This window comes from Pseudomonas sp. B34(2017) (assembly GCF_002112915.1).
GTDB lineage: Bacteria > Pseudomonadota > Gammaproteobacteria > Pseudomonadales > Pseudomonadaceae > Aquipseudomonas > Aquipseudomonas pharyngis.
Genome location: NZ_NEJA01000001.1, coordinates 837,856 through 861,020, shown reverse-complemented (window position 1 = coordinate 861,020; position 23,165 = coordinate 837,856). Strand labels below are relative to the sequence as shown.

At 60.8% G+C, this 23,165-nt stretch carries 24 protein-coding genes; 11 read left to right on the top strand and 13 right to left on the bottom strand.

Annotated elements, in window-relative coordinates; all coding sequences use genetic code 11:
* The first annotated feature begins 158 nt into the window (after positions 1-158).
* Positions 159-935, top strand: a complete 777-nt coding sequence (locus CAF80_RS04160) for an ABC transporter substrate-binding protein (RefSeq protein ID WP_085666868.1) — start codon at positions 159-161, stop codon at positions 933-935.
* A gap of 108 nt (positions 936-1,043) precedes the next feature.
* Here the strand turns inward: CAF80_RS04160 and CAF80_RS04155 are convergent, their stop codons facing one another.
* The 5 genes from CAF80_RS04155 to CAF80_RS04135 form a co-directional block, all read right to left on the bottom strand.
* Positions 1,044-1,685, bottom strand: coding sequence for a transcriptional regulator (locus tag CAF80_RS04155; RefSeq protein ID WP_039769469.1), 642 nt, complete (start codon positions 1,683-1,685; stop codon positions 1,044-1,046).
* A gap of 93 nt (positions 1,686-1,778) precedes the next feature.
* Positions 1,779-2,906, bottom strand: a complete 1,128-nt coding sequence (locus CAF80_RS04150) for an FAD-binding oxidoreductase (protein WP_085666867.1) — start codon at positions 2,904-2,906, stop codon at positions 1,779-1,781.
* Between the two features lie 14 nt (positions 2,907-2,920).
* Positions 2,921-3,865, bottom strand: a complete 945-nt coding sequence (locus tag CAF80_RS04145) for an ornithine cyclodeaminase family protein (protein ID WP_085666866.1) — start codon at positions 3,863-3,865, stop codon at positions 2,921-2,923.
* A 124-nt stretch (positions 3,866-3,989) separates the two neighbouring features.
* Positions 3,990-5,456: an ATP-dependent RNA helicase RhlB gene (rhlB, locus tag CAF80_RS04140; protein ID WP_074691183.1), complete on the bottom strand. Its 1,467-nt coding sequence runs from the start codon at positions 5,454-5,456 to the stop codon at positions 3,990-3,992.
* 96 nt (positions 5,457-5,552) lie between these two features.
* Positions 5,553-6,209: an alpha/beta hydrolase gene (locus tag CAF80_RS04135; RefSeq protein ID WP_039769482.1), complete on the bottom strand. Its 657-nt coding sequence runs from the start codon at positions 6,207-6,209 to the stop codon at positions 5,553-5,555.
* 467 nt (positions 6,210-6,676) lie between these two features.
* Between CAF80_RS04135 and CAF80_RS04130 the strand changes: the two genes are divergently transcribed.
* The 4 genes from CAF80_RS04130 to CAF80_RS04115 all read left to right on the top strand — a co-directional run bounded on the left by CAF80_RS04130 (position 6,677) and on the right by CAF80_RS04115 (position 10,839).
* Complete coding sequence (locus CAF80_RS04130) at positions 6,677-7,708, top strand: amino acid ABC transporter substrate-binding protein (RefSeq protein WP_007957332.1); 1,032 nt, start codon at positions 6,677-6,679, stop codon at positions 7,706-7,708.
* 65 nt (positions 7,709-7,773) lie between these two features.
* Entirely contained in the window at positions 7,774-8,955 is a 1,182-nt protein-coding gene (locus CAF80_RS04125) for an amino acid ABC transporter permease (protein ID WP_039769483.1), read from the top strand.
* Between the two features lie 10 nt (positions 8,956-8,965).
* Complete coding sequence (locus tag CAF80_RS04120; protein ID WP_007957335.1) at positions 8,966-10,063, top strand: amino acid ABC transporter permease; 1,098 nt, start codon at positions 8,966-8,968, stop codon at positions 10,061-10,063.
* A gap of 11 nt (positions 10,064-10,074) precedes the next feature.
* Positions 10,075-10,839 carry an amino acid ABC transporter ATP-binding protein gene (locus tag CAF80_RS04115; RefSeq protein WP_007957337.1) on the top strand — a complete coding sequence of 255 codons (765 nt, stop codon included), beginning with the start codon at positions 10,075-10,077 and terminating at the stop codon, positions 10,837-10,839.
* 52 nt (positions 10,840-10,891) lie between these two features.
* On the opposite strand, the gene CAF80_RS04110 is transcribed toward CAF80_RS04115, so the two are convergent.
* Together CAF80_RS04110 and CAF80_RS04105 are read right to left on the bottom strand one after the other, a co-directional pair.
* A complete protein-coding gene (locus tag CAF80_RS04110) occupies positions 10,892-11,383 on the bottom strand; it encodes a type II TA system antitoxin MqsA family protein (protein ID WP_074691189.1) in 492 nt (163 codons plus the stop codon).
* Complete coding sequence (locus tag CAF80_RS04105) at positions 11,380-11,691, bottom strand: type II toxin-antitoxin system MqsR family toxin (protein WP_074691191.1); 312 nt, start codon at positions 11,689-11,691, stop codon at positions 11,380-11,382. Before CAF80_RS04105 ends, CAF80_RS04110 begins: the two co-directional genes overlap by 4 nt.
* A 166-nt stretch (positions 11,692-11,857) precedes the next feature.
* Here CAF80_RS04105 and CAF80_RS04100 point away from each other — a divergent pair, with 166 nt between their 5' ends.
* The 5 genes from CAF80_RS04100 (at position 11,858) to CAF80_RS04080 (ending at position 15,939) form a co-directional block, all read left to right on the top strand.
* Entirely contained in the window at positions 11,858-12,517 is a 660-nt protein-coding gene (locus CAF80_RS04100; protein WP_039769486.1) for a FadR/GntR family transcriptional regulator, read from the top strand.
* Complete coding sequence (locus tag CAF80_RS04095) at positions 12,507-13,811, top strand: CynX/NimT family MFS transporter (RefSeq protein WP_039769487.1); 1,305 nt, start codon at positions 12,507-12,509, stop codon at positions 13,809-13,811. Before CAF80_RS04100 ends, CAF80_RS04095 begins: the two co-directional genes overlap by 11 nt.
* Before the next feature lie 100 nt (positions 13,812-13,911).
* Positions 13,912-14,385: a nuclear transport factor 2 family protein gene (locus CAF80_RS04090; RefSeq protein ID WP_085666865.1), complete on the top strand. Its 474-nt coding sequence runs from the start codon at positions 13,912-13,914 to the stop codon at positions 14,383-14,385.
* A 39-nt stretch (positions 14,386-14,424) separates the two neighbouring features.
* Positions 14,425-14,727 carry a GIY-YIG nuclease family protein gene (locus tag CAF80_RS04085; RefSeq protein WP_039769491.1) on the top strand — a complete coding sequence of 101 codons (303 nt, stop codon included), beginning with the start codon at positions 14,425-14,427 and terminating at the stop codon, positions 14,725-14,727.
* Positions 14,728-15,003: 276 nt separating this feature from the next.
* Complete coding sequence (locus CAF80_RS04080; protein ID WP_039769493.1) at positions 15,004-15,939, top strand: glutathione S-transferase family protein; 936 nt, start codon at positions 15,004-15,006, stop codon at positions 15,937-15,939.
* Between the two features lie 31 nt (positions 15,940-15,970).
* On the opposite strand, the gene CAF80_RS04075 is transcribed toward CAF80_RS04080, so the two are convergent.
* Entirely contained in the window at positions 15,971-16,321 is a 351-nt protein-coding gene (locus CAF80_RS04075) for a glutaredoxin family protein (protein ID WP_039769495.1), read from the bottom strand.
* Positions 16,321-17,325 carry a nucleoid-associated protein YejK gene (gene yejK, locus CAF80_RS04070; protein ID WP_039769496.1) on the bottom strand — a complete coding sequence of 335 codons (1,005 nt, stop codon included), beginning with the start codon at positions 17,323-17,325 and terminating at the stop codon, positions 16,321-16,323. The genes CAF80_RS04075 and yejK overlap by 1 nt, the downstream gene beginning before the upstream one ends.
* Positions 17,326-17,721: 396 nt before the next feature.
* Between yejK and CAF80_RS04065 the strand changes: the two genes are divergently transcribed.
* Complete coding sequence (locus tag CAF80_RS04065) at positions 17,722-18,003, top strand: HU family DNA-binding protein (protein ID WP_007957357.1); 282 nt, start codon at positions 17,722-17,724, stop codon at positions 18,001-18,003.
* Between the two features lie 125 nt (positions 18,004-18,128).
* On the opposite strand, the gene rlmF is transcribed toward CAF80_RS04065, so the two are convergent.
* From rlmF to CAF80_RS04045, 4 genes are all read right to left on the bottom strand, one after another.
* Entirely contained in the window at positions 18,129-19,151 is a 1,023-nt protein-coding gene (rlmF, locus tag CAF80_RS04060; protein WP_074691199.1) for a 23S rRNA (adenine(1618)-N(6))-methyltransferase RlmF, read from the bottom strand.
* A 132-nt stretch (positions 19,152-19,283) separates the two neighbouring features.
* Positions 19,284-22,130 (bottom strand): valine--tRNA ligase, encoded by a 2,847-nt coding sequence (locus tag CAF80_RS04055; protein ID WP_039769500.1) that lies wholly within the window; start codon positions 22,128-22,130, stop codon positions 19,284-19,286.
* A 151-nt stretch (positions 22,131-22,281) separates the two neighbouring features.
* The gene (locus CAF80_RS04050) at positions 22,282-22,686 is read right to left on the bottom strand and encodes a hypothetical protein (protein ID WP_039769501.1); all 405 of its coding nucleotides are present in this window, start codon (positions 22,684-22,686) and stop codon (positions 22,282-22,284) included.
* 8 nt (positions 22,687-22,694) lie between these two features.
* Positions 22,695-23,123: a DNA polymerase III subunit chi gene (locus CAF80_RS04045; RefSeq protein ID WP_074691201.1), complete on the bottom strand. Its 429-nt coding sequence runs from the start codon at positions 23,121-23,123 to the stop codon at positions 22,695-22,697.
* Positions 23,124-23,165 lie beyond the last annotated feature (42 nt).

Below are 23,165 nucleotides of genomic sequence, written 5' to 3'. Positions count from 1 at the left end.
GATGCCGATGGCTTTTGCCTGATTGACGATTTGTACATGAAAGTCCAATATGGATTTACAAGTACAAAAATAGTCTCATGCTTGAAGCTTCAGGCTTGCCGCTTGCAGCTGCTCTTCTTCGTCTTGCCAAACCAACAACAACCCGCGAGAGAACGAACATGAAGAAATTCCCCCTCATCACCGGTCTGGCACTGAGCCTGTTGGCGTGCAGCAGCGCGTTCGCCGCCGAGAAAATCCTGCGCATCGGTATCGAAGCGGCGTATCCGCCCTTCGCCTCGAAAACCGACAAGGGTGAAATCGTCGGTTTCGACTACGACATCGGCAATGCCCTGTGTGCGCAGATGCAGGTCAAGTGCGTGTGGGTCGAGGGCGAGTTCGACGGTCTGATTCCTTCCCTGAAAGTGAAGAAAATCGACATGGCGCTGTCGTCCATGACCATCAACGAAGACCGCAAGAAGTCGGTGGACTTCACCCACAAGTACTATTTCACCTCGTCGCGGCTGGTGATGAAGGAAGGCGCGAGCGTCGATGACCAGTACGCCAGCCTCAAAGGCAAGACCGTCGGCGTGCAGCGTGCAACCACCACCGACCGTTACGCCACCGAGGTGTTCGAGCCCAAGGGCATCAACGTCAAACGCTATGGCAACAACGAAGAAATCTACATGGACCTGGCGGCCGGGCGTCTCGACGCGATCTTCGCCGACACCATCCCGCTGAACGACTTCCTGTCGATGCCGCGCGGCAAGGGTTACGCCTTTGTCGGGCCTGAGCTGAAGGATCCGAAGTACGTGGGCGAGGGCGCGGGGATCGCGGTGCGCAAGGGCAATACCGAACTGGTCAGCCAGTTGAACAGTGCCATCGACGGCATTCGCGCCAGTGGCGAATATCAGAAGATTTCCGAGAAGTACTTCAAATCGGACATCTACGGCGACTAATCGTCCGCCATCGCTGGCAAGCCAGCTCCCACAGAGATTTTCGGTGTACACAAAACCTGTGGGAGCTGGCTTGCCAGCGATGAGGCCGTCAGATTCACCGCAAAATCTTCAGCCCTTCAATTCCTTCAAATGCTTGTACACCGTCGCCCGCCCCATGTTCAGCACATTGGCCACATAGTTCGAGGCGCTCTTGCCCTTGAACGCCCCCTCGGCGTGCAGCGCCAATACCAGTTCGCGTTTGTGATCGCGGGTCAGCAGGTTCAGGCTCAGTTGCCGTTCGCGTAGCCAGGCGTGCAGAAAGGTGTTGATCCGCTCCTGCCAGTCATCGCGAAACAGCGAGTCCGGTTGCGGGATCAGTTTGCTCGGCGAGAGGAACAGGTCCAGCGCAGCTTTGGCATTTTCGAACAGCGAAATATTCAGGTTGATGCACAGCACCGCCAGCGGATGACCTTCGCTGTCGCGCAGCACGGTGCTCAGGCTGCGAATCTTCTGGCCGTCCCAATTGAGCTTTTCGTACGGGCCGATGTTCCGTTCGCTGACCTCGTCGCTGAGCATGTCTTCCAGTGACGATTCGTCGCCGATCACCCGTTTCGACAGGTTGTTGGCGATGTAGTCGACCTTCTGCGTGCGCAGGTCATGCAACACCACTTCGGCATGGGGAAAGAACAGCGTGGCAATGGCGTCGGCGATGGCGTGGTAGTTGTCCAGCGCGGCGTCATGCAGCTCGGGCGTGTGTTCGGGGGCGGTCATAACTGTGGAGCTCCAGGCAACGTCAACGCCCCCGTGATCCGGGGGCGTTGAGAGTGTGCCGCAATCCGTCGGGCGCGTCATCCGGGCGGACGGTCAGGCCAGGCGGGCAGGGGCGAGCATGGCGGCGGTCAGGCCGAATTGCTGAAGGTGTTCGGGTAACGATTCACCACGCACCAGTGCCGCACTGGCCTGACCCATGGCCGGGGAGGTCTGGATACCGTAACCGCCCTGGGCCGCGACCCAGAACAGCCCCGGCACCTGCGGATCGAACCCGGACAGCAAATCGCCGTCGGCGACGAAACTGCGCAGGCCGGCCCAGGTGCGGGTCGGGCGGCGGATGGTCAGGGTCGTCGCTTCCTCGATCTGGTAAATGCCCATGGCAATGTCCAGTTCTTCGGGCTGTACGTCGTGGGGTTCGACCGGATCGGCGTTGGCCGGCGAGCCGAGGAACATGCCGGCGTCGGGCTTCATATAGAAGGATTCGTCGAGGCTGACCAGCATCGGCCAATGGTGGATGTCGACGCCCTCGGGGCCGGCGAAAATGAACGCGGCCCGGCGTTTCGGTTGCAGGCCCAGCGGCCGGGCGCCGGCCAGGGCAGCGATCTTGTCGGCCCAGGCGCCGGCGGCGTTGATCACGACGGGAGCGCTGAAGCTCTGGCCGTTGGTCTGCACTTGCCAGATGCCGTCGGCGTCGCGGCTCATTCCGAGCACTTCGCAATCGGTCTGCACCTGGCCGTTGTTGCGGCGGATACCGCGCAGATAGCCCTGATGCAGGGCGTCGGTGTCGATGTCGCTGGCGGTCGGGTCGTAGATCGCGCCATGGACTTTCTCCCGACGCAGGATCGGCAGCCGCGCGCAGGCTTCATCCGCGCTGAGCAGCTGCATCTGCGGCACCGTGGCCTTGGCGCTGAGGTATTGATTGTTCAGCTCGGCGGCGTCGCCGGTGAAGTCGACGGTCATTTCGCCGCGCGGGGTCAGCAGCGGGTGCTCGCAGAAGCCGCTGGGCGGATGGTCGAAGAATTCACGGCTGGCCTGGGTCAGCGCCCGGACCTGTGCTGTGCCATAAGCAGCGGTGAACAGCGCAGCCGAACGACCGGTCGAGTGATAAGCCGGGTGCGACTCGCGCTCCAGCACCACAACCTTGCCGTGTTGCGACAGCCAGAAACCGGTGGACGCGCCGGCAATCCCGCCGCCGATGATGATGAAATCTGCATGACTCATGAAAATCTCCGGTGTCAGCGCTGCAATTGATAGACGGCGTTGGCCAGGGCGATGTCTTCCAGGCCCAGACCGATGGAGCGGAAAAACACGTGACGGTTGTAATCGGGGCGCTGCACTTTTTCGCTGAGCAGATCCGCGAGATCACCGAGGATCGCGCTGTGGTCCCAGCCATGTTGTTCGCTGGCGATCAGCATCTCGCCGGCCGAGTCCGGGGTGGTCATACGATAGTCACAGAACACCTGCATGTCGTTGAGGCTTTGCGGCGGCACTTCGTGGGCGCGCGGTGCGTTGGTGCTTATCGAAGTGATGAGCGCCGGTTTGCTTAAAGTTGCCGGGTCGATCACGGGGCCGGCGGACGAGGTACAGAGCATGATCACGTCGGCATCGGCGATAGCGGTTTCGCGGCTGTCGGCGATGTTCACCCGTGGATCGAGGGCTTGCAGTTGGCGGGCGGTTGCCGGGTCGTCGCTCAAGGTCGGCGAGTACACACTGATGCTCTGCCAGTCGCGCAACGTTTTGACGTAATGCAGGTGCGCCTGGGCGACCTTGCCGCTGCCGATGATTGCCAGTCGCGTGGCTTTCAGGGGGGCGAGGGCATCGACCGCCACGGCGGTGGTCGCAGCGGTACGGGCGGTGGTCAGTTCGCCGGCATCGCAGAGCAGCAGCGGCTGGCCGGTGTGTATCGACATCAACAACGTCCACGCCGTCACCAGCGGGCCTTGTTCGCGAACGATGTACGGCGAGGTCTTGACCCCGTACACGCCGTCTTCCGCCAGCACGCCCAGATAGTTGATGAAGTCCCCGGCGCCCTGGGGGAACTCCACCAGTTGCTGCGCCGGTTGCACCGCATGCCCGGCCGCCAGATCGCGGAACAGCTTGCGCAGGATCTGCGGCACATCGATCCGGGCCAGCAGCTCGCGGGCCTGGGTTTGGTCGATCACGTAAGGCGTACTGGGCATGTCGGACTCCGCAGATTGTTTATAAACTAATTTGTCCATTATGGACTTTTAGTGTTGTTGAACAATATCCGGGCGAAAAAAAAGCGCAGTCCGTTGCCGGATGCGCTTCTCTTTATAGCGTCGGTTACTGTGGACGCTTGCGCTCAACCGCCCGCAATAGATGGGTCGGCGGCGTTTCACAGCTGATCTTGCGACCGAGTTTTTCTTCGATGGACGGCAACTGATAGGAGTCGTCCTCACCGGCGAAGCTGATCGACACGCCGTCGGCGCCAGCACGACCGGTACGACCGATACGGTGCACATAGTCGTCCGGGACTTCCGGCAGGGTGAAGTTGATCACGTGGCTGATGCCGTCGATGTGGATACCGCGCCCGGCCACGTCGGTGGCGACCAGTACCCGGATCTTGCCTTCGCGGAAGCCTTCGAGCGTCTTGATCCGCTTGTGCTGCGGCACGTCGCCGGACAGTTGCGCGGCGTTGATGCCGTCACGCACCAGGCGTTCTTCGATACGGCGCACTTCGTCCTTGCGGTTGGCGAACACGATGACCCGCTCCCAGCCGTTATCGTTGACCAGGTTGAACAGCAGTTTGTATTTGTCGGCACCGGCCACCGCGTAGATGTGCTGCTCGACGTTCTCGTTGGCCACGTTGGTGACTTCGATTTCGACGATCGCAGGATCGGTGGTCCACTGCTTGGCGAGGTTCATCACGTCCTCGGTGAAGGTCGCGGAGAACAGCAGAGTCTGGCGTTCGCTTTTCGGCGGGGTCTGGCGAATGATCTGCCGGACCTGCGGGATGAAGCCCATGTCGAGCATGCGGTCGGCTTCGTCCAGCACCATCACTTCGACCATGTCCAGGTGCACGTCACCGCGCTGGTTGAAGTCAAGCAGGCGGCCCGGGGTCGCGACGAGGATGTCGCAATGGCGCGCTTCGAGGTGCTTGAGCTGCTTGTCGAAGTCCATGCCGCCGACGAACGTCATGACGTTGAGGCCGGTGTACTTGGTCAGGTCGGCTGCGTCCTTGGCGATCTGCACCACCAGCTCGCGGGTCGGCGCGATGATCAGCGCCCGTGGTTCGCCCATGTAGCGCTCTTTCGGCGGCGGGGTCTGCAACAGCTGGGTGATGATCGAGATCAGGAACGCGGCGGTCTTGCCGGTGCCGGTCTGGGCGCGGCCGATGGCGTCTTTGCCGGCGAGGGTATAACCCAGCACCTGGGCCTGGATCGGTGTGCAATACGGGAAACCCAGGTCGTGGATGGCGTGCATCAGTTCCGGGGCGAGCTTGAAATCGTGGAAGCGGGTCTTGCCTTCCTGCGGCTCGACGACGAAGTCTTCGAGTTTCCAGGGAATCACCGGCGCCTTGGGCTTGGGTTCGCGACGTGGTTTGGCCGGTTTCGGTGCTTCGCTGCGGGCCGGCTCGGTAGCGGGCGCGGCAGCTGGAGCGGGTTTCGGTTCGCGTTTGGGCGTCTGGCGGTCGGCCTGGCTGGCATCGTTGCGATGACCGGGGGCGTGCGACGGCGCAGTGGGGACTGGCGCGAGCTGCTCAGCCTCGCTTTTACCGAACATTTTCTTGAGTGCTTTGAGCACGGTCATCTCATCAATTGGTTAAGGAATGTACGCCGGCCAGTGTAATGCAAGAAACGGGCGCGGCGTAGTGGGATGATCAAAGGGCGACCCCTGTCGCAATTGTCAGCGCAGGCGTTCGCTCAACCATGTGCCGATGTCGCGAATTTCTTCGGGTAACACTTCGTGCTCCATTGGGTATTCCTGCCATGTCACGGTGACACCATGGGCCTTGAGATACTCATAAGCCGTGCGACCCATGGAGTTCTGCACCACGTTGTCGAACTGGCCGTGCAGTGCCAGCACCGGAATCCGCTGCTGGCTGGCGGACAACTCCAGTTCATCGCTGAACGTCGGCGCGTATGTCGATAGTGCCAGCACCCCGCCCAACGGCCCCTGCCATTTCAGGAATGCGGTGTGATAGACCACGGCGCCGCCCTGGGAAAAGCCGGCGAGGAAAATCCGCGAAGCGTCTATTCCGCTGCTTCGCTGTTCTTCGATCAATTCGATGATGCGGTCGGCGGACGCTTCCAGCTCATCGCGGTCGATTGCCCGGGCCGGGCTCATGGCTTTGATGTCGTACCAGCTCGGCATGGCATATCCGCCATTTATCGTCACCGGACGGGTCGGCGCCTGGGGCAGGACGAACCGCGTGCTCAGCAGGCTTTCCTGAAGCGCTTCGGCCACCGGCAGAAAGTCGTAGCGGTCGGCGCCGAGGCCGTGCAGCCAGATCACGCAGGCGTCTGCGGGCTTAACAGGCTGAAGAATCAAGGGCTCGGTCATGGCTGCTCCAATTGTGTGCGGGCGCTCTCATTGAGTGCGTGATTTGCGTGCGCGCCCGGTTGATCCGTTAAGAAGATGTCGCAAGGCTGCAAGTTTTGCTATTGACCTGCCACTCAATCGCTTCAGCAGCCGGTGTGGTACGGGCTTTGCTATGAGGTAGTCGTGCAATCGATCTCGCGCCTGGCGGTAACACTATCAGTGAACGCCTGGCGACGGGATAGCAAAGAATCCGGTGATGGATGTTCGCCAATGGCCGCAACGGGCTTAGCGAACGTGAAAGGGCTACCGCCCGTTCGGCCGACTGGTGAGAAGTGAGTTGTCCATGATGTGGATTGTCTCCTACTAGACTCATAGCGAAGGTCCTGCGTCGGTTGACCCCAAAAAAAGCCAACACGGGTCAACAACGCCTCAAAAGGGTGCGACTGGACTCAAGCTCCGACACAACAAGAGCAAAACTGGAGGTTTGAATGAAGATGTTGAAATCCACTCTGGCGATCGTGACTGCTGCTGCAGTACTGGGTGTCAGCGGGTTCGCTCAGGCGGGTGCAACCCTGGATGCAGTGAAGAAGAAAGGATTCGTGCAGTGCGGCGTCAGCGATGGCTTGCCAGGCTTCTCGGTTCCGGATTCCACCGGCAAGATCGTGGGTATCGATGCTGACGTCTGCCGCGCCGTGGCCGCTGCCGTGTTCGGCGACGCGACCAAGGTCAAGTTCAGTCAGTTGAACGCCAAGGAGCGTTTCACCGCGCTGCAGTCGGGCGAGATTGACATCCTGTCGCGCAACACCACCATGACCAGCTCCCGTGACGCGGGCATGGGCCTGAAATTCCCGGGCTTCATTACCTACTACGACGGCATCGGCTTCCTGGTAAACAACAAGCTGGGCGTGAAGAGTGCCAAAGAGCTGGACGGTGCAACCATCTGCATCCAGGCGGGTACCACCACCGAGCTGAACGTTTCCGACTACTTCCGCGGCAACGGTCTGAAATACACCCCGATCACTTTCGACACCTCCGATGAAAGCGCCAAGTCGCTGGAATCCGGTCGTTGCGACGTGCTGACCTCCGACAAGTCCCAGCTGTTCGCCCAGCGCAGCAAGCTGGCTTCGCCGAAGGACTACGTGGTTCTGCCGGAAACCATTTCCAAGGAACCCCTGGGCCCGGTCGTGCGTAACGGCGACGACGAGTGGCTGGCCATCGTGCGTTGGGTTGGCTACGCGCTGCTGAACACCGAAGAAGCCGGCATCTCTTCGAAGAACGTCGAAGCTGAAGCCAAAGCCACCAAGAACCCGGATGTCGCTCGTATGCTCGGCGCAGACGGCGAATACGGCAAAGACCTGAAACTGCCGAAGGACTGGGTCGTACAGATCGTCAAGCAAGTCGGCAACTACGGCGAAATCTTCGAGAAAAACCTCGGCAAGAGCACTCCGCTGGAAATCGACCGCGGCCTGAACGCGCTGTGGAACAACGGCGGCATTCAATACGCACCACCAGTGCGCTGATGGTTCTGTCACCCGGCAGGCCAACTGCCGGGTGACGTTCTGTTCCATTATTTCCGGGGCACTTCATGCAAAATTCAATCGGCGCACCAAAGCAGAGGCTCAGCCTCAGCGATCCACGAGTGCGTGCGTGGGTATTTCAGATCATCACCATCGTGGCGGTGGTCTCCCTGGGCTGGTATCTGTTCGATAACACCCAGACCAACCTGCAACACCGGGGTATCACTTCGGGGTTCGACTTTCTCGAGCGCAGTGCCGGGTTCGGCATCGCTCAACACCTGATCTCCTACACCGAAGCGGACAGTTATGCCCGGGTGTTTGTCATCGGCCTGCTCAACACGCTGCTGGTGACCTTCATCGGCGTGATCCTGGCCACGATCCTCGGCTTCATCGTCGGCGTGGCGCGCCTGTCGAAGAACTGGATCATCGCCAAACTGGCGACGGTGTACGTGGAGGTGTTCCGTAACATCCCGCCACTGCTGCAGATCCTGTTCTGGTACTTCGCGGTGTTCCTGACCATGCCGGGGCCGCGCAACAGCCACAACTTCGGCGATACCTTCTTCGTCAGCAGCCGTGGCCTGAACATGCCGGCCGCGCAAATGGCCGACGGTTTCTGGGCGTTCGTGATCAGCATCGTGGTGGCCATCGTCGCCATCGTGCTGATGAGCCGCTGGGCCAACAAACGCTTTGAAGCCACCGGCGAGCCGTTCCACAAGTTCTGGGCCGGTCTGGCGCTGTTCCTGGTGATCCCGGCGCTGTGCGCGCTGATCTTCGGTGCGCCCGTGCATTGGGAAATGCCGAAGCTGCAAGGCTTCAACTTCGTCGGTGGCTGGGTGCTGATTCCGGAACTGCTGGCCTTGACCCTGGCGCTGACGGTTTACACCGCCGCGTTTATCGCCGAGATCGTGCGTTCGGGCATCAAGTCGGTCAGCCACGGCCAGACCGAGGCGGCGCATTCGCTCGGCCTGCGCAACGGTCCGACCCTGCGCAAGGTGATCATTCCGCAAGCGCTGCGGGTCATCATCCCGCCGCTGACCAGCCAATACCTGAACCTGGCGAAGAACTCCTCGCTGGCGGCCGGTATCGGTTATCCGGAAATGGTTTCGCTGTTCGCCGGCACCGTGCTGAACCAGACCGGTCAGGCGATCGAAGTCATTGCCATCACCATGAGCGTGTACCTGGCGATCAGTATCAGCATTTCCCTGCTGATGAACTGGTACAACAAGCGCATCGCGCTGATCGAGCGGTAAGGAATAGCGCATGAGTACTCATACTTTCAAACCCGACATGCCACCGCCGGCCAAGGTCTTCGGCCCGATGGCGTGGATCCGCGCGAACATGTTCTCCAGTTGGCTCAACACCCTGCTGACCCTGTTCGCGTTCTACCTGATCTATCTGGTGATTCCGCCGATCCTCAGCTGGGCGATCATCGATGCCAACTGGGTCGGCACTACCCGCGCCGACTGCACCAAGGACGGCGCCTGCTGGGTGTTCATCCAGCAGCGTTTCGGTCAGTTCATGTACGGCTACTACCCGCCGGAACTACGCTGGCGCGTGGACCTGACGGTGTGGCTGGCGGTCATCGGCGTGGCGCCACTGTTCATCAAGCGCGTGGCGCACAAGGCGGTGTACGGCCTGAGCTTCCTGGTGGTCTACCCGATCGTTGCCTGGTGCCTGCTGCATGGCGGCGTCTTCGGCCTCGACACCGTGGCGACCAGCCAGTGGGGCGGTCTGATGCTGACCCTGGTGATCGCCACTGTCGGCATCGCCGGTGCGTTGCCGCTGGGGATTGTCCTGGCGCTGGGCCGGCGTTCGAACATGCCGGCGATCCGTGTGGTCTGCGTGACCTTCATCGAGTTCTGGCGCGGCGTGCCGTTGATCACCGTGCTGTTCATGTCCTCGGTGATGCTGCCGCTGTTCCTGCCCGAAGGCATGAACTTCGACAAGCTGCTGCGGGCGCTGATCGGCGTGATCCTGTTCCAGTCGGCGTACGTCGCCGAAGTGGTGCGCGGCGGTCTGCAAGCGATCCCCAAGGGCCAGTACGAAGCCGCGGCCGCGATGGGGCTCGGTTACTGGCGCGCCATGGGCCTGGTGATTCTGCCGCAAGCCCTGAAGCTGGTGATTCCCGGCATCGTCAACACCTTCATCGCGCTGTTCAAGGACACCAGCCTGGTGATCATCATCGGCCTCTTTGACCTGCTCAACAGCGTCAAGCAAGCCGCTGCCGATCCGAAATGGCTGGGCATGGCCACCGAAGGCTACGTGTTCGCCGCCCTGGTGTTCTGGATTTTCTGTTTTGGTATGTCGCGCTATTCCATGCACCTGGAACGCAAGCTCGACACTGGCCACAAGCGTTAGGAGTTTTTTCGATGAGCGAAGCAATCAAAAAGCCAGTGGGCCCTGAAGGCATCATTCAGATGCAGGGCGTGAACAAGTGGTACGGCCAGTTCCACGTGCTGAAAGACATCAACCTCAACGTGCGTCAGGGCGAGCGTATCGTGCTGTGCGGCCCGTCGGGTTCCGGCAAATCCACCACCATCCGCTGCCTCAACCGTCTGGAAGAGCACCAGCAGGGCCGCATCGTGGTCGATGGCGTGGAGCTGACCAACGACCTCAAGCAGATCGAAGCGATCCGCCGTGAAGTCGGCATGGTGTTCCAGCACTTCAACCTGTTCCCGCACCTGACCATCCTGCAGAACTGCACCCTGGCGCCGATGTGGGTACGCAAGATGCCCAAGCGCAAGGCCGAGGAAATCGCCATGCATTACCTGGAACGCGTACGCATTCCGGAGCAGGCGCACAAGTACCCGGGGCAACTGTCCGGCGGTCAGCAGCAGCGTGTGGCGATCGCCCGCGCGTTGTGCATGAAACCGAAAATCATGCTGTTCGACGAACCGACCTCGGCACTCGACCCGGAGATGGTGAAAGAAGTACTCGACACCATGATCGGCCTCGCCGAAGACGGTATGACCATGCTCTGCGTGACCCACGAAATGGGCTTCGCCCGCACCGTGGCCAACCGCGTGATCTTCATGGACAAGGGCGAAATCGTCGAGCAGGCGGCACCCAACGACTTCTTCGACAATCCGCAGAATGATCGGACGAAGCTGTTCCTGAGTCAGATCCTGCATTGATATCTGATGAGTAAAACCAACCCGGCCTAGTGCCGGGTTTGTTTTTTGTGGGTCAGGAGGCGGTGAGGGCTTCTTGTTCTTTGTGCTCGGTGAACTTGAAGGCGTTCCTCAGATCCGCCCCTTCACCCAGGGCTTTCGCATCGGCGAGCAAGTGCGGATAGCGATCGAGCAGGCGCATCAGCAGCATCAACGCCTTCGGCGGAAGCACTTCGCCGCGCTCATAGCGGGAAAATGCGTTGTGTCCGCCACCAGAAAGCAGTTGCACCGTTTCTTTTTGCGTCAGGTGCAATTTGCGCCGGATGCGCTTCATCTCGTTACCGATCATTTGTCGGGCAGCAATCACCAGATCATCACCGGCTTGCGTGTAGCGTTCTGCACTATCGGTATCGGCGTCCCACTCGACCTCACCGCATTTGCGACATTCCCAGCCAGCAAGGTCATCGATACGACGTTCCATGCCTTTGACACTGATGGTTTCGCCGCGGCCCTCGAAATGTGTCATTCCCTCACGTGCACCGCAGCTGAAACATTGCCGGGTCTTCATTGGTTTTTCTCCTTGAAGGAGATTACCGGTGGGCCACCTTCGGGGCGGTATGTCACCTTGATGTAAATCTCCAGATCGTGTGAGTGCGTGTGATAAACGTCTTGCCAGACTCGATGATCGTCATAGGTGGTCATCGACTTGTACAACATCCTGTTCTGCAGTTCGAAAACGATTTCTTGCATCTCTATGATGCTGAAGCCGAGATCCAGTCCGGTTTTTTCTGCGCTCTTGGTGAATGCCTGTCTTCCCCGTCGCCTGACCTCTGCCTTGATCACCACCAAGTCGTAATGGGGTGTGTTCTTTTCCATAAGAAACCAAAACCCTGTCCCTGAAATTACCCTTAAAGGGTAATTTTGACTAATCGAAAATCCCGCTCCATTTGTCTCTCTCTGACCCTAGGTGGTTGCCGTCCTACACGGAGCTGACTAACATGTCAGAAAATTCATCCCATGATTGGATGAAAGGGCGAATCCTATGTCAGACATTTCTCCACTCATTAAGCGATCTTTGGTCGATCAGGCCCTGGATCAATTGCGTCAGCGCATCACCGACGGCACCTGGCAGGTCGGTCAGCGGTTGCCGACCGAGCCCGAGCTGTGCGCCGAACTCGGCATCAGCCGCAACACCGTGCGCGAGGCGATGCGGGTGCTGGCATTTTCCGGGTTGATCGAAATCCGTCAGGGTGACGGCAGTTACCTGCGGGCGGTGGTTGATCCGATGGACACGCTCAAGGCACTGTCCAGATGCTCGCTGGATCAGGCCCGGGAAACCCGGCACATCCTTGAAGTCGAGGCCATCGGCCTGGCGGCTTTGCGTCGGACCGACGACGACCTTGTGGCTCTGCGCGAGGCACTGGGGCACGCCGGCAGTCACTACCATGGCGACCTCGACAGCTACATCGCCTGCGATCTGGTGTTTCACCGCCGTCTGGTGGACGCCGCGCACAACCCGACCCTCAGCGAGCTGTATCGCTATTTTTCCAGCATCGTTGGCGCGCAACTGCGCCAGACCCTGAACATCGTCCCCCGTCGACAGGAAGTCTTCGATTTGCACGTCGCCTTGCTGGAGGCCGTCGAGCAACGCGACCCGGAGCGGGCCAAAGCCCTGTCGAGGCAGTTGATCAATGAACCTTGAAACCGAGAAAACCATGTCCCGCCCAGAAGTGTCCCCGGCTGCCGTTCGCAAGGCCGAGCTCGAAGAGTTGTTGATCGACGCCGAAGCCGATGACGAGCAGGTGCAGCAAAGCCATCCGCTGGTGCGGCGCCCGTGGCTGTTGCTGCTGGGGCTGATCCTGGTGGCGTTGAACCTGCGACCGGCGCTGTCGAGCATGGCGCCGTTGCTCAGTGAGGTGTCGAGAAGCCTTGGCTTGTCAGCTGCTCAGGCAGGATTGCTGACGACATTGCCGGTGCTCTGCCTCGGCTTGTTCGCCCCGCTGGCCCCGGTGCTCGCGCGGCGTTTCGGTGCCGAGCGGGTGGTCTTGGGGATTCTTCTGACACTGGCCGGCGGCATTATCCTGCGCAGCAATTTCGGTGAGATCGGTCTGTTCGCCGGCAGTGTGGTGGGTGGCGCGAGCATCGGCATCATCGGCGTGTTGCTGCCGGGCATCGTCAAGCGTGACTTCGCCAAGCATGCCGGCACCATGACCGGTGTCTACACCATGGCCCTGTGCCTGGGTGCGGCGATGGCGGCGGGGTCCACCGTGCCACTGAGTGAGCACTTCAACCACAGCTGGGCCATGGGATTGGGGTTCTGGGTGATTCCGGCGCTGGTTGCTGCGGTTTTCTGGCTGCCGCAAATCGGCCAGAAGCACGGTGCGCACAACGTTGCCTACCGGGTGCGCGGTCTGCTGCGGGATCCGCTGGCCTGGCAAGTGACCTTGTACATGGGCCTGCAGTCGTCGCTGGCCTACATCGTGTTCGGCTGGTTGCCGTCGATCCTCATCGGTCGCGGGCTGACGCCAACCCAGGCCGGTCTGGTGCTGTCCGGTTCGGTGATCATCCAGCTCGCCAGTTCCCTGGCGGCACCGTGGCTGGCCACCCGGGGCAAGGATCAGCGCCTGGCGATCGTGGTAGTAATGGCGCTGACCCTTGGCGGCCTGTTCGGTTGCCTGTACGCGCCGATCGAAGGTCTGTGGGGCTGGGCGATCCTGCTGGGCCTGGGGCAGGGCGGTACGTTCAGCCTGGCGCTGACCCTGATCGTGCTGCGCTCGCGGGATTCCCACGTGGCGGCGAACCTGTCGAGCATGTCCCAAGGCTTTGGCTACACCCTCGCGTCCATGGGGCCGTTCGCGGTCGGCGTGGTGCACGACTGGACCGGCGGCTGGAACGCCGTGGGCTGGATCTTCGGCATCATCGGTGCCGGGGCAATCCTCGCCGGCCTCGGTGCCGGTCGCGCGCTGTACGTGCAGGTGACAAGCGAAAAGGTCTGACGCGCACACATTGTCGGTATTCGGAATGCGAATGCCGATAGTGTTTCGCGCGGTTGCGGATTATCGTGCTGGCAATCTGTACATTTCCTGGAGATTGCCCATGAGTGAAGTAGCCCACAGCGCCCTGATCACCCGTTTCTACCAGGCTTTCCAGCGCCTCGACGCCGAGGCCATGGCCGCCTGCTACACCGACGACGTAGTGTTCAGCGATCCGGCCTTCGGCGAACTGCGCGGGCGCGATGCCGGCGACATGTGGCGCATGCTCACCACCCGCGCCAAGGACTTCTCCCTGACCTTCGACAACGTCCGCGCCGACGAACGCAGCGGCGGCGCCCACTGGGTGGCGACCTACCTGTTCAGCCAGACCGGCAACGTCGTGATCAACGACATCCAGGCACGCTTCGTCTTCCGTGACGGCAAGATCTGTGAACACCACGACCAATTCGACCTGTGGCGCTGGTCGCGTCAGGCGCTGGGCTTCAAGGGCCTGCTGCTTGGCTGGACGCCACTGGTGCGCAACGCCGTCCGCGCCCAGGCGCTGAAAGGGCTGAAGGCATTTCAGGCGAGTCGCTGATAAGATCGCCGCCTGTTTTCCTTACGCCTGAATTGTCCCGTGATCAGCCTCAGCGAAAATCCTCCCGATGCCGACGTTCCAGTGAACAAGGCCTGGTTCGTCTACCTCGTACGCGCCGCCAACGGTTCGCTGTACTGCGGGATCAGCGATGATCCCGTGCGCCGTTTTGCCAAGCACCAGAGCGGCAAGGGCGCGCGGTTCTTTCTCTCAAGCCCGGCGATGGCGCTGGTCTACACCGAGCGTTGTCGCGACAAGGGTGATGCGTTGCGTCAGGAGCGGTTGATCAAGAAGCTCAGGAAGAGTGCGAAGGAATGTCTGGTGGCGTCTTATCGGCCTGATTGATCGGGGGCAGGCGGTAGAAGTCCCTGCATGTCGAAGGCGCTGCCTCAGGCAAGCGGCAGGCGAAAAAAAACCGCCTTTGCGGGGCGGTTTTTTCGGCAAGCATCGGTTTGCGGCCGCGCTTGGTGCATCTCACTGAATACACTGGCGTGGCTGAAGACTATTCGCCTTTGCGCCCATTATCAACCTGACTGATCAGTTCCCATCAGCCGGATCCGTAGGCTGCGAACGAATTGCGCGCTAAGCTGCTGGCTCACTTTCTGTGCGGCGGAGCCGAGCATGTCCGAGTTGATTCTGCATCATTACCCGACCTCTCCATTCGCCGAAAAGGCCCGGCTGCTGTTGGGTTTCAAGGGCTTGTCCTGGCGTTCGGTGCACATCTCGCCGGTGATGCCGAAGCCGGACCTGACTGCCCTGACCGGTGGCTACCGCAAGACCCCGGTGCTGCAGATCGGCGCCGATATCTACTGCGACACCGCGTTGATCGCCCGCCGCCTCGAGCAGGAAAAGGCCCAGCCGTCGTTCTTCCCGGAAGGTCAGGAGATGATCGCCGCCAGTTTTGCCGCCTGGGCCGATTCGGTGGTGTTCCAGCATGCGGTGAGCCTGGTGTTCCAGCCGGAATCGGTGGCGGTGCGTTTCGGCAAGTTGCCGCCGGAAGCGATCAAGGCCTTCCTCGCCGATCGGGCCGGGCTGTTCAGTGGTGGCAGCGCGACCAGGCTGTCGGCCGAGCAGGCCAAACACAACTGGCCGACTGTCATGGCACGTCTGGAGCAACAGTTGCAGCGTGAGGACGGTGACTTCCTGTTCGGTGAGCCTTCGATTGCCGACTTCGCCATGGCCCATCCGCTGTGGTTTCTCAAGGCCACGCACGTGACGGCGCCCTTGGTGGATGCTTATCCGGCAGTGTCGGCGTGGCTGGGGCGTGTGCTCGGTTTTGGCCATGGCGCGGCCAGCGAGATGAGCTCGGAGGAAGCACTGGAGATCGCGCGCAGTTCGAAGCCAGCGGCGTTGCCGGACGAGGAATTCACTGATCCGAACGGGTTCGTGGCAGGTCAGCAGGTGCTGATCGCCGCGACAGACTACGGCGTTGATCCGGTGGCCGGTGAGCTGGTGTTTGCCGGTCGAGAGGAGCTGATCCTGCGCCGTGAAGACGAACGTGGCGGGGTGGTGCATGTGCACTTCCCGCGTTTCGGTTTCCGAATCGAGAAACGCTGAAACAAATGAGGGAGCTCTTGGGCTCCCTCGTTCATTTCAGTGCAGCGAGAATCTCGTCCGGATCGAACCCGCGAATCAACGTGCCATTGACGTCGATCAGCGGGATCCCGCGCCCGCCCAGCGCTTCGTACGCCTTGCGTGCCTCGGTATCCTTCTCGATATCGAATTCCTTGAACGCAATGCCTTTCTGGTCGAGAAAGCGCTTGGTCTGCTTGCAGTAGCCGCACCAGTCCGTGGCGTACAGCACGACATGGGCGTTGGCGCGAACCTGCTCGGACGACATCTGCGACGGGTTGAACACCCGCTCGATCTTGCCCCAGTTCTGATAGACCACAACCACCAGCAGAACCAGCAGAACCTTTTTCAGCACATTGCCGAGCATCAGTTGCGGCGCTTGAGCTGATCGGTCAGCGAGGTCGGCAGACCTTTGATGACCAGGGTCCCGGCTTCTTCGTCGTACTCGATTTTCGAGCCCAGCAGGTGCGCTTCGAAGCTGATCGACAGGCCTTCGGCGCGACCGGTGAAGCGGCGGAACTGGTTGAGGGTGCGCTTATCCGCCGGGATCTCCGGCGACAGGCCGTAATCCTTGTTGCGGATGTGATCGTAAAAGGCTTTCGGGCGTTCTTCGTCGATCAACTCCGAGAGTTCTTCCAGGCCCATTGGCTCGCCGAGCTTGGCCTGGCTGCTGGCGTAGTCGACCAGGGTCTTGGTCTTCTCGCGGGCGGAATCTTCCGGCAGGTCTTCGCTCTCGACGAAGTCGCTGAAGGCCTTGAGCAGGGTGCGGGTCTCTCCGGGGCCGTCGACGCCTTCCTGGCAGCCAATGAAGTCGCGGAAGTACTCCGAGACCTTTTTGCCGTTCTTGCCCTTGATGAACGAGATGTACTGCTTGGACTGCTTGTTGTTCTGCCACTCGGAAACGTTGATCCGCGCTGCCAGGTGCAGTTGACCGAGATCGAGGTGGCGCGACGGCGTCACATCCAGTTCATCGGTCACCGCCACGCCTTCGCTGTGGTGCAGCAGGGCGATGGCCAGGTAATCGGTCATGCCTTGCTGATAGTGGGCGAACAGCACGTGGCCGCCGACCGACAGGTTCGATTCTTCCATCAGCTTTTGCAGGTGCTCGACCGCGACCTTGCTGAACGCAGTGAAGTCCTTGCCGCCTTCCATGTATTCCTTCAGCCAGCCGCTGAACGGAAACGCACCGGACTCCGGATGGAACAGCCCCCAGGCTTTGCCCTGTTTGGCGTTATAGCTCTCGTTGAGATCGGCGAGCATGTTCTCGATGGCTGCGGACTCAGCCAGTTCGGAGTCACGGGCGTGCAGAACTGCGGGTGTGCCGTCGGGTTTTTTGTCGATCAAATGGACGATGCAATGACGGATCGGCATAGGCTTCTCGGCTGGTGGAAGGGAGGAGGGCGGGCTCCCCCGAAAAAGCGCCCAGTGTATCGCAACCACTGGATTTGGCGCGGGGTGAAGGGCAAATCCGGGTCAGCCGACCGCCCTTATGCATTTATTTACCGATTTAGCGCAATAAACCTGACCATTTGGCTAGCTGGAGGCGGATATTTCCTTGTCTCTGTGCTAGTTTTGCCCGGTCTTGTGCGAAGTCACCGCGACAAGCATGCATTCAGCTTTTGTCAGGTCGAACCAAACCTTGATTTCGGCATCTATAACCCCGACTCGTCGTGGTTATCGCCGAGGGTGCCAGATCCAGAAGATCGGGCTCGATGGCTGACACTGCACTCTGCAATCCATATGAATTTGATAGGGAAGGAACACTACATGGCTCTTACTAAAGACCAACTGATCGCCGACATCGCTGAAGCTATCGACGCGCCGAAAACCACCGCGCGTGCCGCTCTGGACCAACTGGGCCAAATCGTTGCCGATCAGCTGGAAAACGGTGCCGAAATCACTTTGCCAGGTATCGGCAAGCTGAAAGTGACCGAGCGTCCTGCCCGCACTGGCCGTAACCCATCGACTGGCGCTGCCATCGAAATCCCTGCCAAGAAAGTGATCAAGCTGGTTGTGGCCAAAGGCCTGACCGACGCTGTGAACAAGTAAGACGCAGCGATAAAAGAAAACCGTGCACCGGAGTGATCCGGGCACGGTTTTTTTGTGCCTGCCGATTGTGTTTCAGCAGTAGCAGCGGCTGCTTTGCGAATTAGCGCCGCCCCAGCTGAAACGTATTACGTGCGCACCCAGCGTTCGCGCCGCCAGATCTGCTGCTCGGACTTGGTCTGGAAGGTCCAGGCGACGAAGCGGCTCTGCTTTTGCCCCTGTGACATCTCCACCACCTGGCTTTCCAGCGCGCCGGCCTTCTTCAGTGCGGTTTCGATGGCAGGCAGGTTCGAGGCTTTCGAGACCAGGGTGCTGAACCACAACACCTTGTGCGCAAAGTTCGCGCTTTCGGCGATCAGTTGCGTCACGAAACGCGCTTCGCCGCCTTCACACCACAGCTCGGCCGACTGACCGCCGAAATTCAGCACCGGCAGTTTGCGTTTCGGGTCGGCCTTGCCCAGGGCTCGCCATTTACGCTCGCTGCCCTTGGTGGCCTCTTCCATCGAGGCATGGAACGGCGGGTTGCACATGGTCAGGTCAAAGCGCTCGCCGGGTTCCAGCAGGCCGATGAGGATGTGCTTGCGGTTCTCCTGCTGGCGCAGCTGGATGACCTTGTTCAGGTCGTTGGACTGGACGATAGCCCTGGCGGCGGCCACGGCGGTCGGATCGATCTCCGAGCCGAGGAAGTGCCAGCGATATTCGCTGTTGCCGATCAGCGGATACACGCAGTTGGCGCCCATGCCGATATCCAGCACGTTGACGATGGCGCCGCGCGGAACCACGCCGTCGTTGTTGCTGGCCAGCAGGTCAGCCAGGAAGTGGATGTAGTCTGCACGGCCCGGCACCGGTGGGCACAGATAATCGGCCGGGATGTCCCAATGCTGGATGCCGTAGAACGACTTGAGCAGCGCCCGGTTGAACACACGCACTGCATCGGGACTGGCGAAGTCGATGCTTTCCTTGCCGTACGGGTTGGTGATCACGAACTTCGCCAGTTCCGGCGTGGTCTTGATCAGCGCCGGGAAGTCGTAACGACCCTGATGGCGATTGCGCGGATGCAGGCTGGCCTCTTTACGCGGCGCCACGGGCTTGGCCGGGGTGGCGGAGTCAGGCTTCTTGCGCGCAGGTTTCGGTGTACGTGGGGCGTTCATGGGCGTGGTCGATTCGGGTAGGGCTGAAAGTGGCGGCCATTGTCCCACAGGGAGCCGTGTTGTTGGCCGGAAAAGTGCCGGGCACAAAAAAGGGAGGCCGTTGCGGGCCTCCCTTTTCAGTGCGATACGCCGTTACAGGCTGGCAATCCGCGCGTGCTGCTCGGCCAGTTTGCCCAAGGCCTGTTCAGCCTCGGCCAGTTTGGCGCGCTCCTTCTCGATGACTTCGGCCGGGGCCTTGTCAACGAAACCGGCGTTGGACAGCTTGCCGCCGACCCGCTGGACTTCGCCCTGCAGACGCAGGATTTCCTTGTCCAGGCGCGCCAGCTCGGCGCCCTTGTCGATCAGACCGGCCATCGGCACCAGCACTTCCATCTCGCCGACCAGCGCAGTGGCGGACAACGGTGCTTCTTCACCAGCGGCGAGAACGGTGATCGATTCCAGACGCGCCAGCTTCTTCAGCAGCGCTTCGTTTTCGGTCAGGCGACGCTGGTCTTCAGCGCTGACGTTCTTCAGGTAGATCGGCAGTGGCTTGCCCGGGCCGATGTTCATTTCGCCACGGATGTTGCGCGTGCCGAGCATCAGACCCTTGAGCCATTCGATGTCGTCTTCGGCCGCCGGATCGATACGCTCTTCGTTGGCCACCGGCCAAGGTTGCAGCATGATCGTCTTGCCCTGAATGCCGGCCAGCGGCGCGATGCGCTGCCAGATTTCTTCAGTGATGAACGGCATGAACGGATGCGCCAGGCGCAGCGCCACTTCCAGTACCCGAACCAGTGTGCGACGGGTGCCGCGCTGGCGCTCGATCGGTGCGTTTTCGTCCCACAGCACGGGTTTGGACAGTTCCAGATACCAGTCGCAGTACTGGTTCCAGATGAACTCGTACAGCGCTTGCGCCGCCAGGTCGAAACGGAACTGATCCAGTTGACGGGTCACTTCGGCTTCGGTGCGTTGCAGTTGCGAGATGATCCAGCGATCCGCCAGCGACAGCTCGTAGGCTTCGCCGTTCTGGCCGCAGTCTTCGCCCTTGTCCAGAACATAACGCGCGGCGTTCCAGATTTTGTTGCAGAAGTTGCGATAGCCTTCGACGCGGCCCATGTCGAACTTGATGTCGCGACCGGTGGACGCCAGCGAGCAGAAGGTGAAGCGCAGGGCGTCGGTGCCGTAGCTGGCGATGCCGTCGGCGAATTCGTCACGGGTCTGCTTCTCGATCTTCTTCGCCAGTTTTGGCTGCATCAGACCGGAAGTGCGTTTCTGCACCAGGGTTTCGAGCTCGATACCGTCGATGATGTCCAGCGGGTCCAGGACGTTGCCCTTGGACTTGGACATCTTCTGGCCCTGGCCATCACGCACCAGACCGTGCACGTAAACGGTCTTGAACGGAACCTGCGGCGTGCCGTCCTCGTTCTTGATCAGGTGCATCGTCAGCATGATCATCCGGGCAACCCAGAAGAAAATGATGTCGAAACCGGTAACCAGCACGTCGGTGGAGTGGAATTTCTTCAGGAACTCGGTCTTTTCCGGCCAGCCCAGGGTGGAGAAGGTCCACAGGCCCGAACTGAACCAGGTGTCGAGAACGTCGTTGTCCTGTTGCAGCGCAACGTCCGGGCCGAGGTTGTGCTTGGCGCGCACTTCGGCTTCGTCGCGACCGACGTAGACCTTGCCCGACTCGTCGTACCAGGCCGGAATCCGGTGGCCCCACCACAGCTGACGGCTGATGCACCAGTCCTGGATGTCGCGCATCCACGAGAAGTACATGTTTTCGTACTGCTTCGGCACGAACTGGATGCGACCGTCTTCAACGGCAGCAATCGCAGGCTCGGCCAGCGGCTTGGTGGACACGTACCACTGATCGGTCAGCCACGGCTCGATGACGGTGCCGGAGCGGTCGCCTTTCGGCACTTTCAGATTGTGGTCGTCGACGCTGACCAGCAGGCCGGCGGCGTCGAACGCGGCAACGATCTGCTTGCGCGCTTCGAAACGCTCGAGACCGGCGTATTCGGCCGGGATCTTGCCGTCGATGCTGTCGTTCAGCGTGCCGTCGAGGTTGAACACCTGCGCTGCCGGCAGCACGTTGGCGTTCTTGTCGAAGATGTTCAGCAGCGGCAGGTTGTGGCGCTTGCCGACTTCGTAGTCGTTGAAATCGTGGGCCGGGGTGATTTTCACGCAACCGGTGCCGAATTCAGGATCGCAGTAATCGTCGGCGATGATCGGAATGCGGCGGCCGACCAGCGGCAGCTCGACAAATTTGCCGATCAGGGCTTTGTAGCGCTCGTCGTTCGGGTTCACCGCGACGGCGGAGTCGCCGAGCATGGTTTCCGGACGGGTGGTCGCGACGATCAGGAAATCGTTGCCTTCAGCGGTTTTCGCGCCGTCGGCCAGCGGGTATTTCAGATTCCACAGGAAACCTTTCTCGTCGTGGTTTTCCACTTCGAGGTCGGAAATCGCCGTGTGCAGTTTGGTGTCCCAGTTGACCAGACGCTTGCCGCGATAGATCAGACCGTCTTCGTGCAGGCGCACGAAGGCTTCTTTAACGGCTTCCGAGAGGCCGTCGTCCATGGTGAAGCGCTCGCGGCTCCAGTCCACGGACGAGCCGAGACGGCGGATCTGACGGCTGATGTTGCCGCCGGACTGATCCTTCCATTCCCAGACTTTCTCGAGGAATTTTTCGCGGCCCAGATCGTGGCGATTCTGGCCCTGGGCTTCGAGTTGACGCTCCACCAGCATCTGCGTGGCGATACCGGCGTGGTCGGTGCCCGGCTGCCACAGGGTGTTGCGACCCTGCATGCGGCGGAAACGGATCAGGGCGTCCATGATCGCGTTGTTGAAACCGTGACCCATGTGCAGGCTGCCGGTGACGTTCGGCGGCGGAATCATGATGGTGTAGGAGTCGCCCGCGCCTTGCGGGGCGAAGTAGTTCTCGGACTCCCAGGTGTTGTACCAGGAAGTTTCAATGGCGTGCGGCTGGTAGGTCTTATCCATGCGCGGCGGGACCCTATTGGCATTTATTCAGGAAAAGCCGGGAAGTATAGCTGGGGGGGCAGCGGCAGGCTACAAGCTGCGAGCCGCAAGCTATTGTCTGCGGACTCAGGCAGCTGTGGATTTCAGAAGGTATGCGGCTTTTGCTCGCCGCTTAAAGCTTGCCGCTCGAAGCTGCGGCGAGAAGCCGTTCCATCCGCGCCTCGAGGCGACGTTTGATTTCGGTTTCGATGTGCGGAGCGAAGTCGTCGATCACGTCCTGCATGATCAGTTGCGCAGCGGCGCGCAGTTCGCTGTCCAGGTGCAGGATAGCGTCGGGGCCTTTCTCCACAGGCGCAGCGGCAGATTGCGGAGCAGGCGTTGGCGCGGGTGCAGCTTCGACGGCTTGCGGTGTGTTGTCGACCGAATCGAACAACATCGGAATCTGTTCCTGTTCGCCATCATCGACCGTGTCGGTCAAAAGCGGCGGTTGCAGGTTGTCATCGCCGAGCAACTGGCGGATCGACTCGAGGTCGTCCAGCAGGTGCGCGGGTTTTTGCAGCGGTTTTGGAGTGTCCATCGGCGTACTCAGAGTCGCTGTAAACGGTGGTCTTGCAGAGGATAGCCCTGTTCGCGGTAGAAACGGAAACTCTCCCGCGCCGCAGTGCGGATCGCCGGATCTTCCACCACCACCTCGGCAACGCGGGCGAATTTATTGGCGAAAACCGGGACTTTCAGGTCAAGGTTGACCAGTAAGTCTGTGTGCTGGCCGCAGTCATCGCCCAGTCCCAGCACGATCAGTCCTTCCGGTTCGCTGTCGGCCGGGCCATGAGGCACGAAGGTTTCGCCCTTGAATGCCCACAGTCGCGCATCGAGATCATCACGCTGGGCGGCATCGCTGCAATGCAGATAGATGCGATGGCCCATGCGCCAGGCTTTATCGGTGAGCTTGCAGGCAAAATCCAGGCGAGCCGAAGGATCGGCGCTGGGCAGGATATAAAAGTCGACTTTGGTCATTGCGGTTCCTGAGCTGCAAGCGGCGCCCCTCAAGAGAGGCGC

Excerpts from the sequence above, each read along its gene's own strand:
- CAF80_RS04160 (WP_085666868.1), top strand. The coding sequence starts at position 159 with ATGAAGAAATTCCCCCTCATCACCGGTCTGGCACTGAGCCTGTTGGCG.
- CAF80_RS04155 (WP_039769469.1), bottom strand. The coding sequence starts at position 1,685 with ATGACCGCCCCCGAACACACGCCCGAGCTGCATGACGCCGCGCTGGAC.
- CAF80_RS04150 (WP_085666867.1), bottom strand. The coding sequence starts at position 2,906 with ATGAGTCATGCAGATTTCATCATCATCGGCGGCGGGATTGCCGGCGCG.
- CAF80_RS04145 (WP_085666866.1), bottom strand. The coding sequence starts at position 3,865 with ATGCCCAGTACGCCTTACGTGATCGACCAAACCCAGGCCCGCGAGCTG.
- rhlB (WP_074691183.1), bottom strand. The coding sequence starts at position 5,456 with ATGACCGTGCTCAAAGCACTCAAGAAAATGTTCGGTAAAAGCGAGGCT.
- CAF80_RS04135 (WP_039769482.1), bottom strand. The coding sequence starts at position 6,209 with ATGACCGAGCCCTTGATTCTTCAGCCTGTTAAGCCCGCAGACGCCTGC.
- CAF80_RS04130 (WP_007957332.1), top strand. The coding sequence starts at position 6,677 with ATGAAGATGTTGAAATCCACTCTGGCGATCGTGACTGCTGCTGCAGTA.
- CAF80_RS04125 (WP_039769483.1), top strand. The coding sequence starts at position 7,774 with ATGCAAAATTCAATCGGCGCACCAAAGCAGAGGCTCAGCCTCAGCGAT.
- CAF80_RS04120 (WP_007957335.1), top strand. The coding sequence starts at position 8,966 with ATGAGTACTCATACTTTCAAACCCGACATGCCACCGCCGGCCAAGGTC.
- CAF80_RS04115 (WP_007957337.1), top strand. The coding sequence starts at position 10,075 with ATGAGCGAAGCAATCAAAAAGCCAGTGGGCCCTGAAGGCATCATTCAG.
- CAF80_RS04110 (WP_074691189.1), bottom strand. The coding sequence starts at position 11,383 with ATGAAGACCCGGCAATGTTTCAGCTGCGGTGCACGTGAGGGAATGACA.
- CAF80_RS04105 (WP_074691191.1), bottom strand. The coding sequence starts at position 11,691 with ATGGAAAAGAACACACCCCATTACGACTTGGTGGTGATCAAGGCAGAG.
- CAF80_RS04100 (WP_039769486.1), top strand. The coding sequence starts at position 11,858 with ATGTCAGACATTTCTCCACTCATTAAGCGATCTTTGGTCGATCAGGCC.
- CAF80_RS04095 (WP_039769487.1), top strand. The coding sequence starts at position 12,507 with ATGAACCTTGAAACCGAGAAAACCATGTCCCGCCCAGAAGTGTCCCCG.
- CAF80_RS04090 (WP_085666865.1), top strand. The coding sequence starts at position 13,912 with ATGAGTGAAGTAGCCCACAGCGCCCTGATCACCCGTTTCTACCAGGCT.
- CAF80_RS04080 (WP_039769493.1), top strand. The coding sequence starts at position 15,004 with ATGTCCGAGTTGATTCTGCATCATTACCCGACCTCTCCATTCGCCGAA.
- CAF80_RS04075 (WP_039769495.1), bottom strand. The coding sequence starts at position 16,321 with ATGCTCGGCAATGTGCTGAAAAAGGTTCTGCTGGTTCTGCTGGTGGTT.
- yejK (WP_039769496.1), bottom strand. The coding sequence starts at position 17,325 with ATGCCGATCCGTCATTGCATCGTCCATTTGATCGACAAAAAACCCGAC.
- CAF80_RS04065 (WP_007957357.1), top strand. The coding sequence starts at position 17,722 with ATGGCTCTTACTAAAGACCAACTGATCGCCGACATCGCTGAAGCTATC.
- rlmF (WP_074691199.1), bottom strand. The coding sequence starts at position 19,151 with ATGAACGCCCCACGTACACCGAAACCTGCGCGCAAGAAGCCTGACTCC.
- CAF80_RS04055 (WP_039769500.1), bottom strand. The coding sequence starts at position 22,130 with ATGGATAAGACCTACCAGCCGCACGCCATTGAAACTTCCTGGTACAAC.
- CAF80_RS04050 (WP_039769501.1), bottom strand. The coding sequence starts at position 22,686 with ATGGACACTCCAAAACCGCTGCAAAAACCCGCGCACCTGCTGGACGAC.
- CAF80_RS04045 (WP_074691201.1), bottom strand. The coding sequence starts at position 23,123 with ATGACCAAAGTCGACTTTTATATCCTGCCCAGCGCCGATCCTTCGGCT.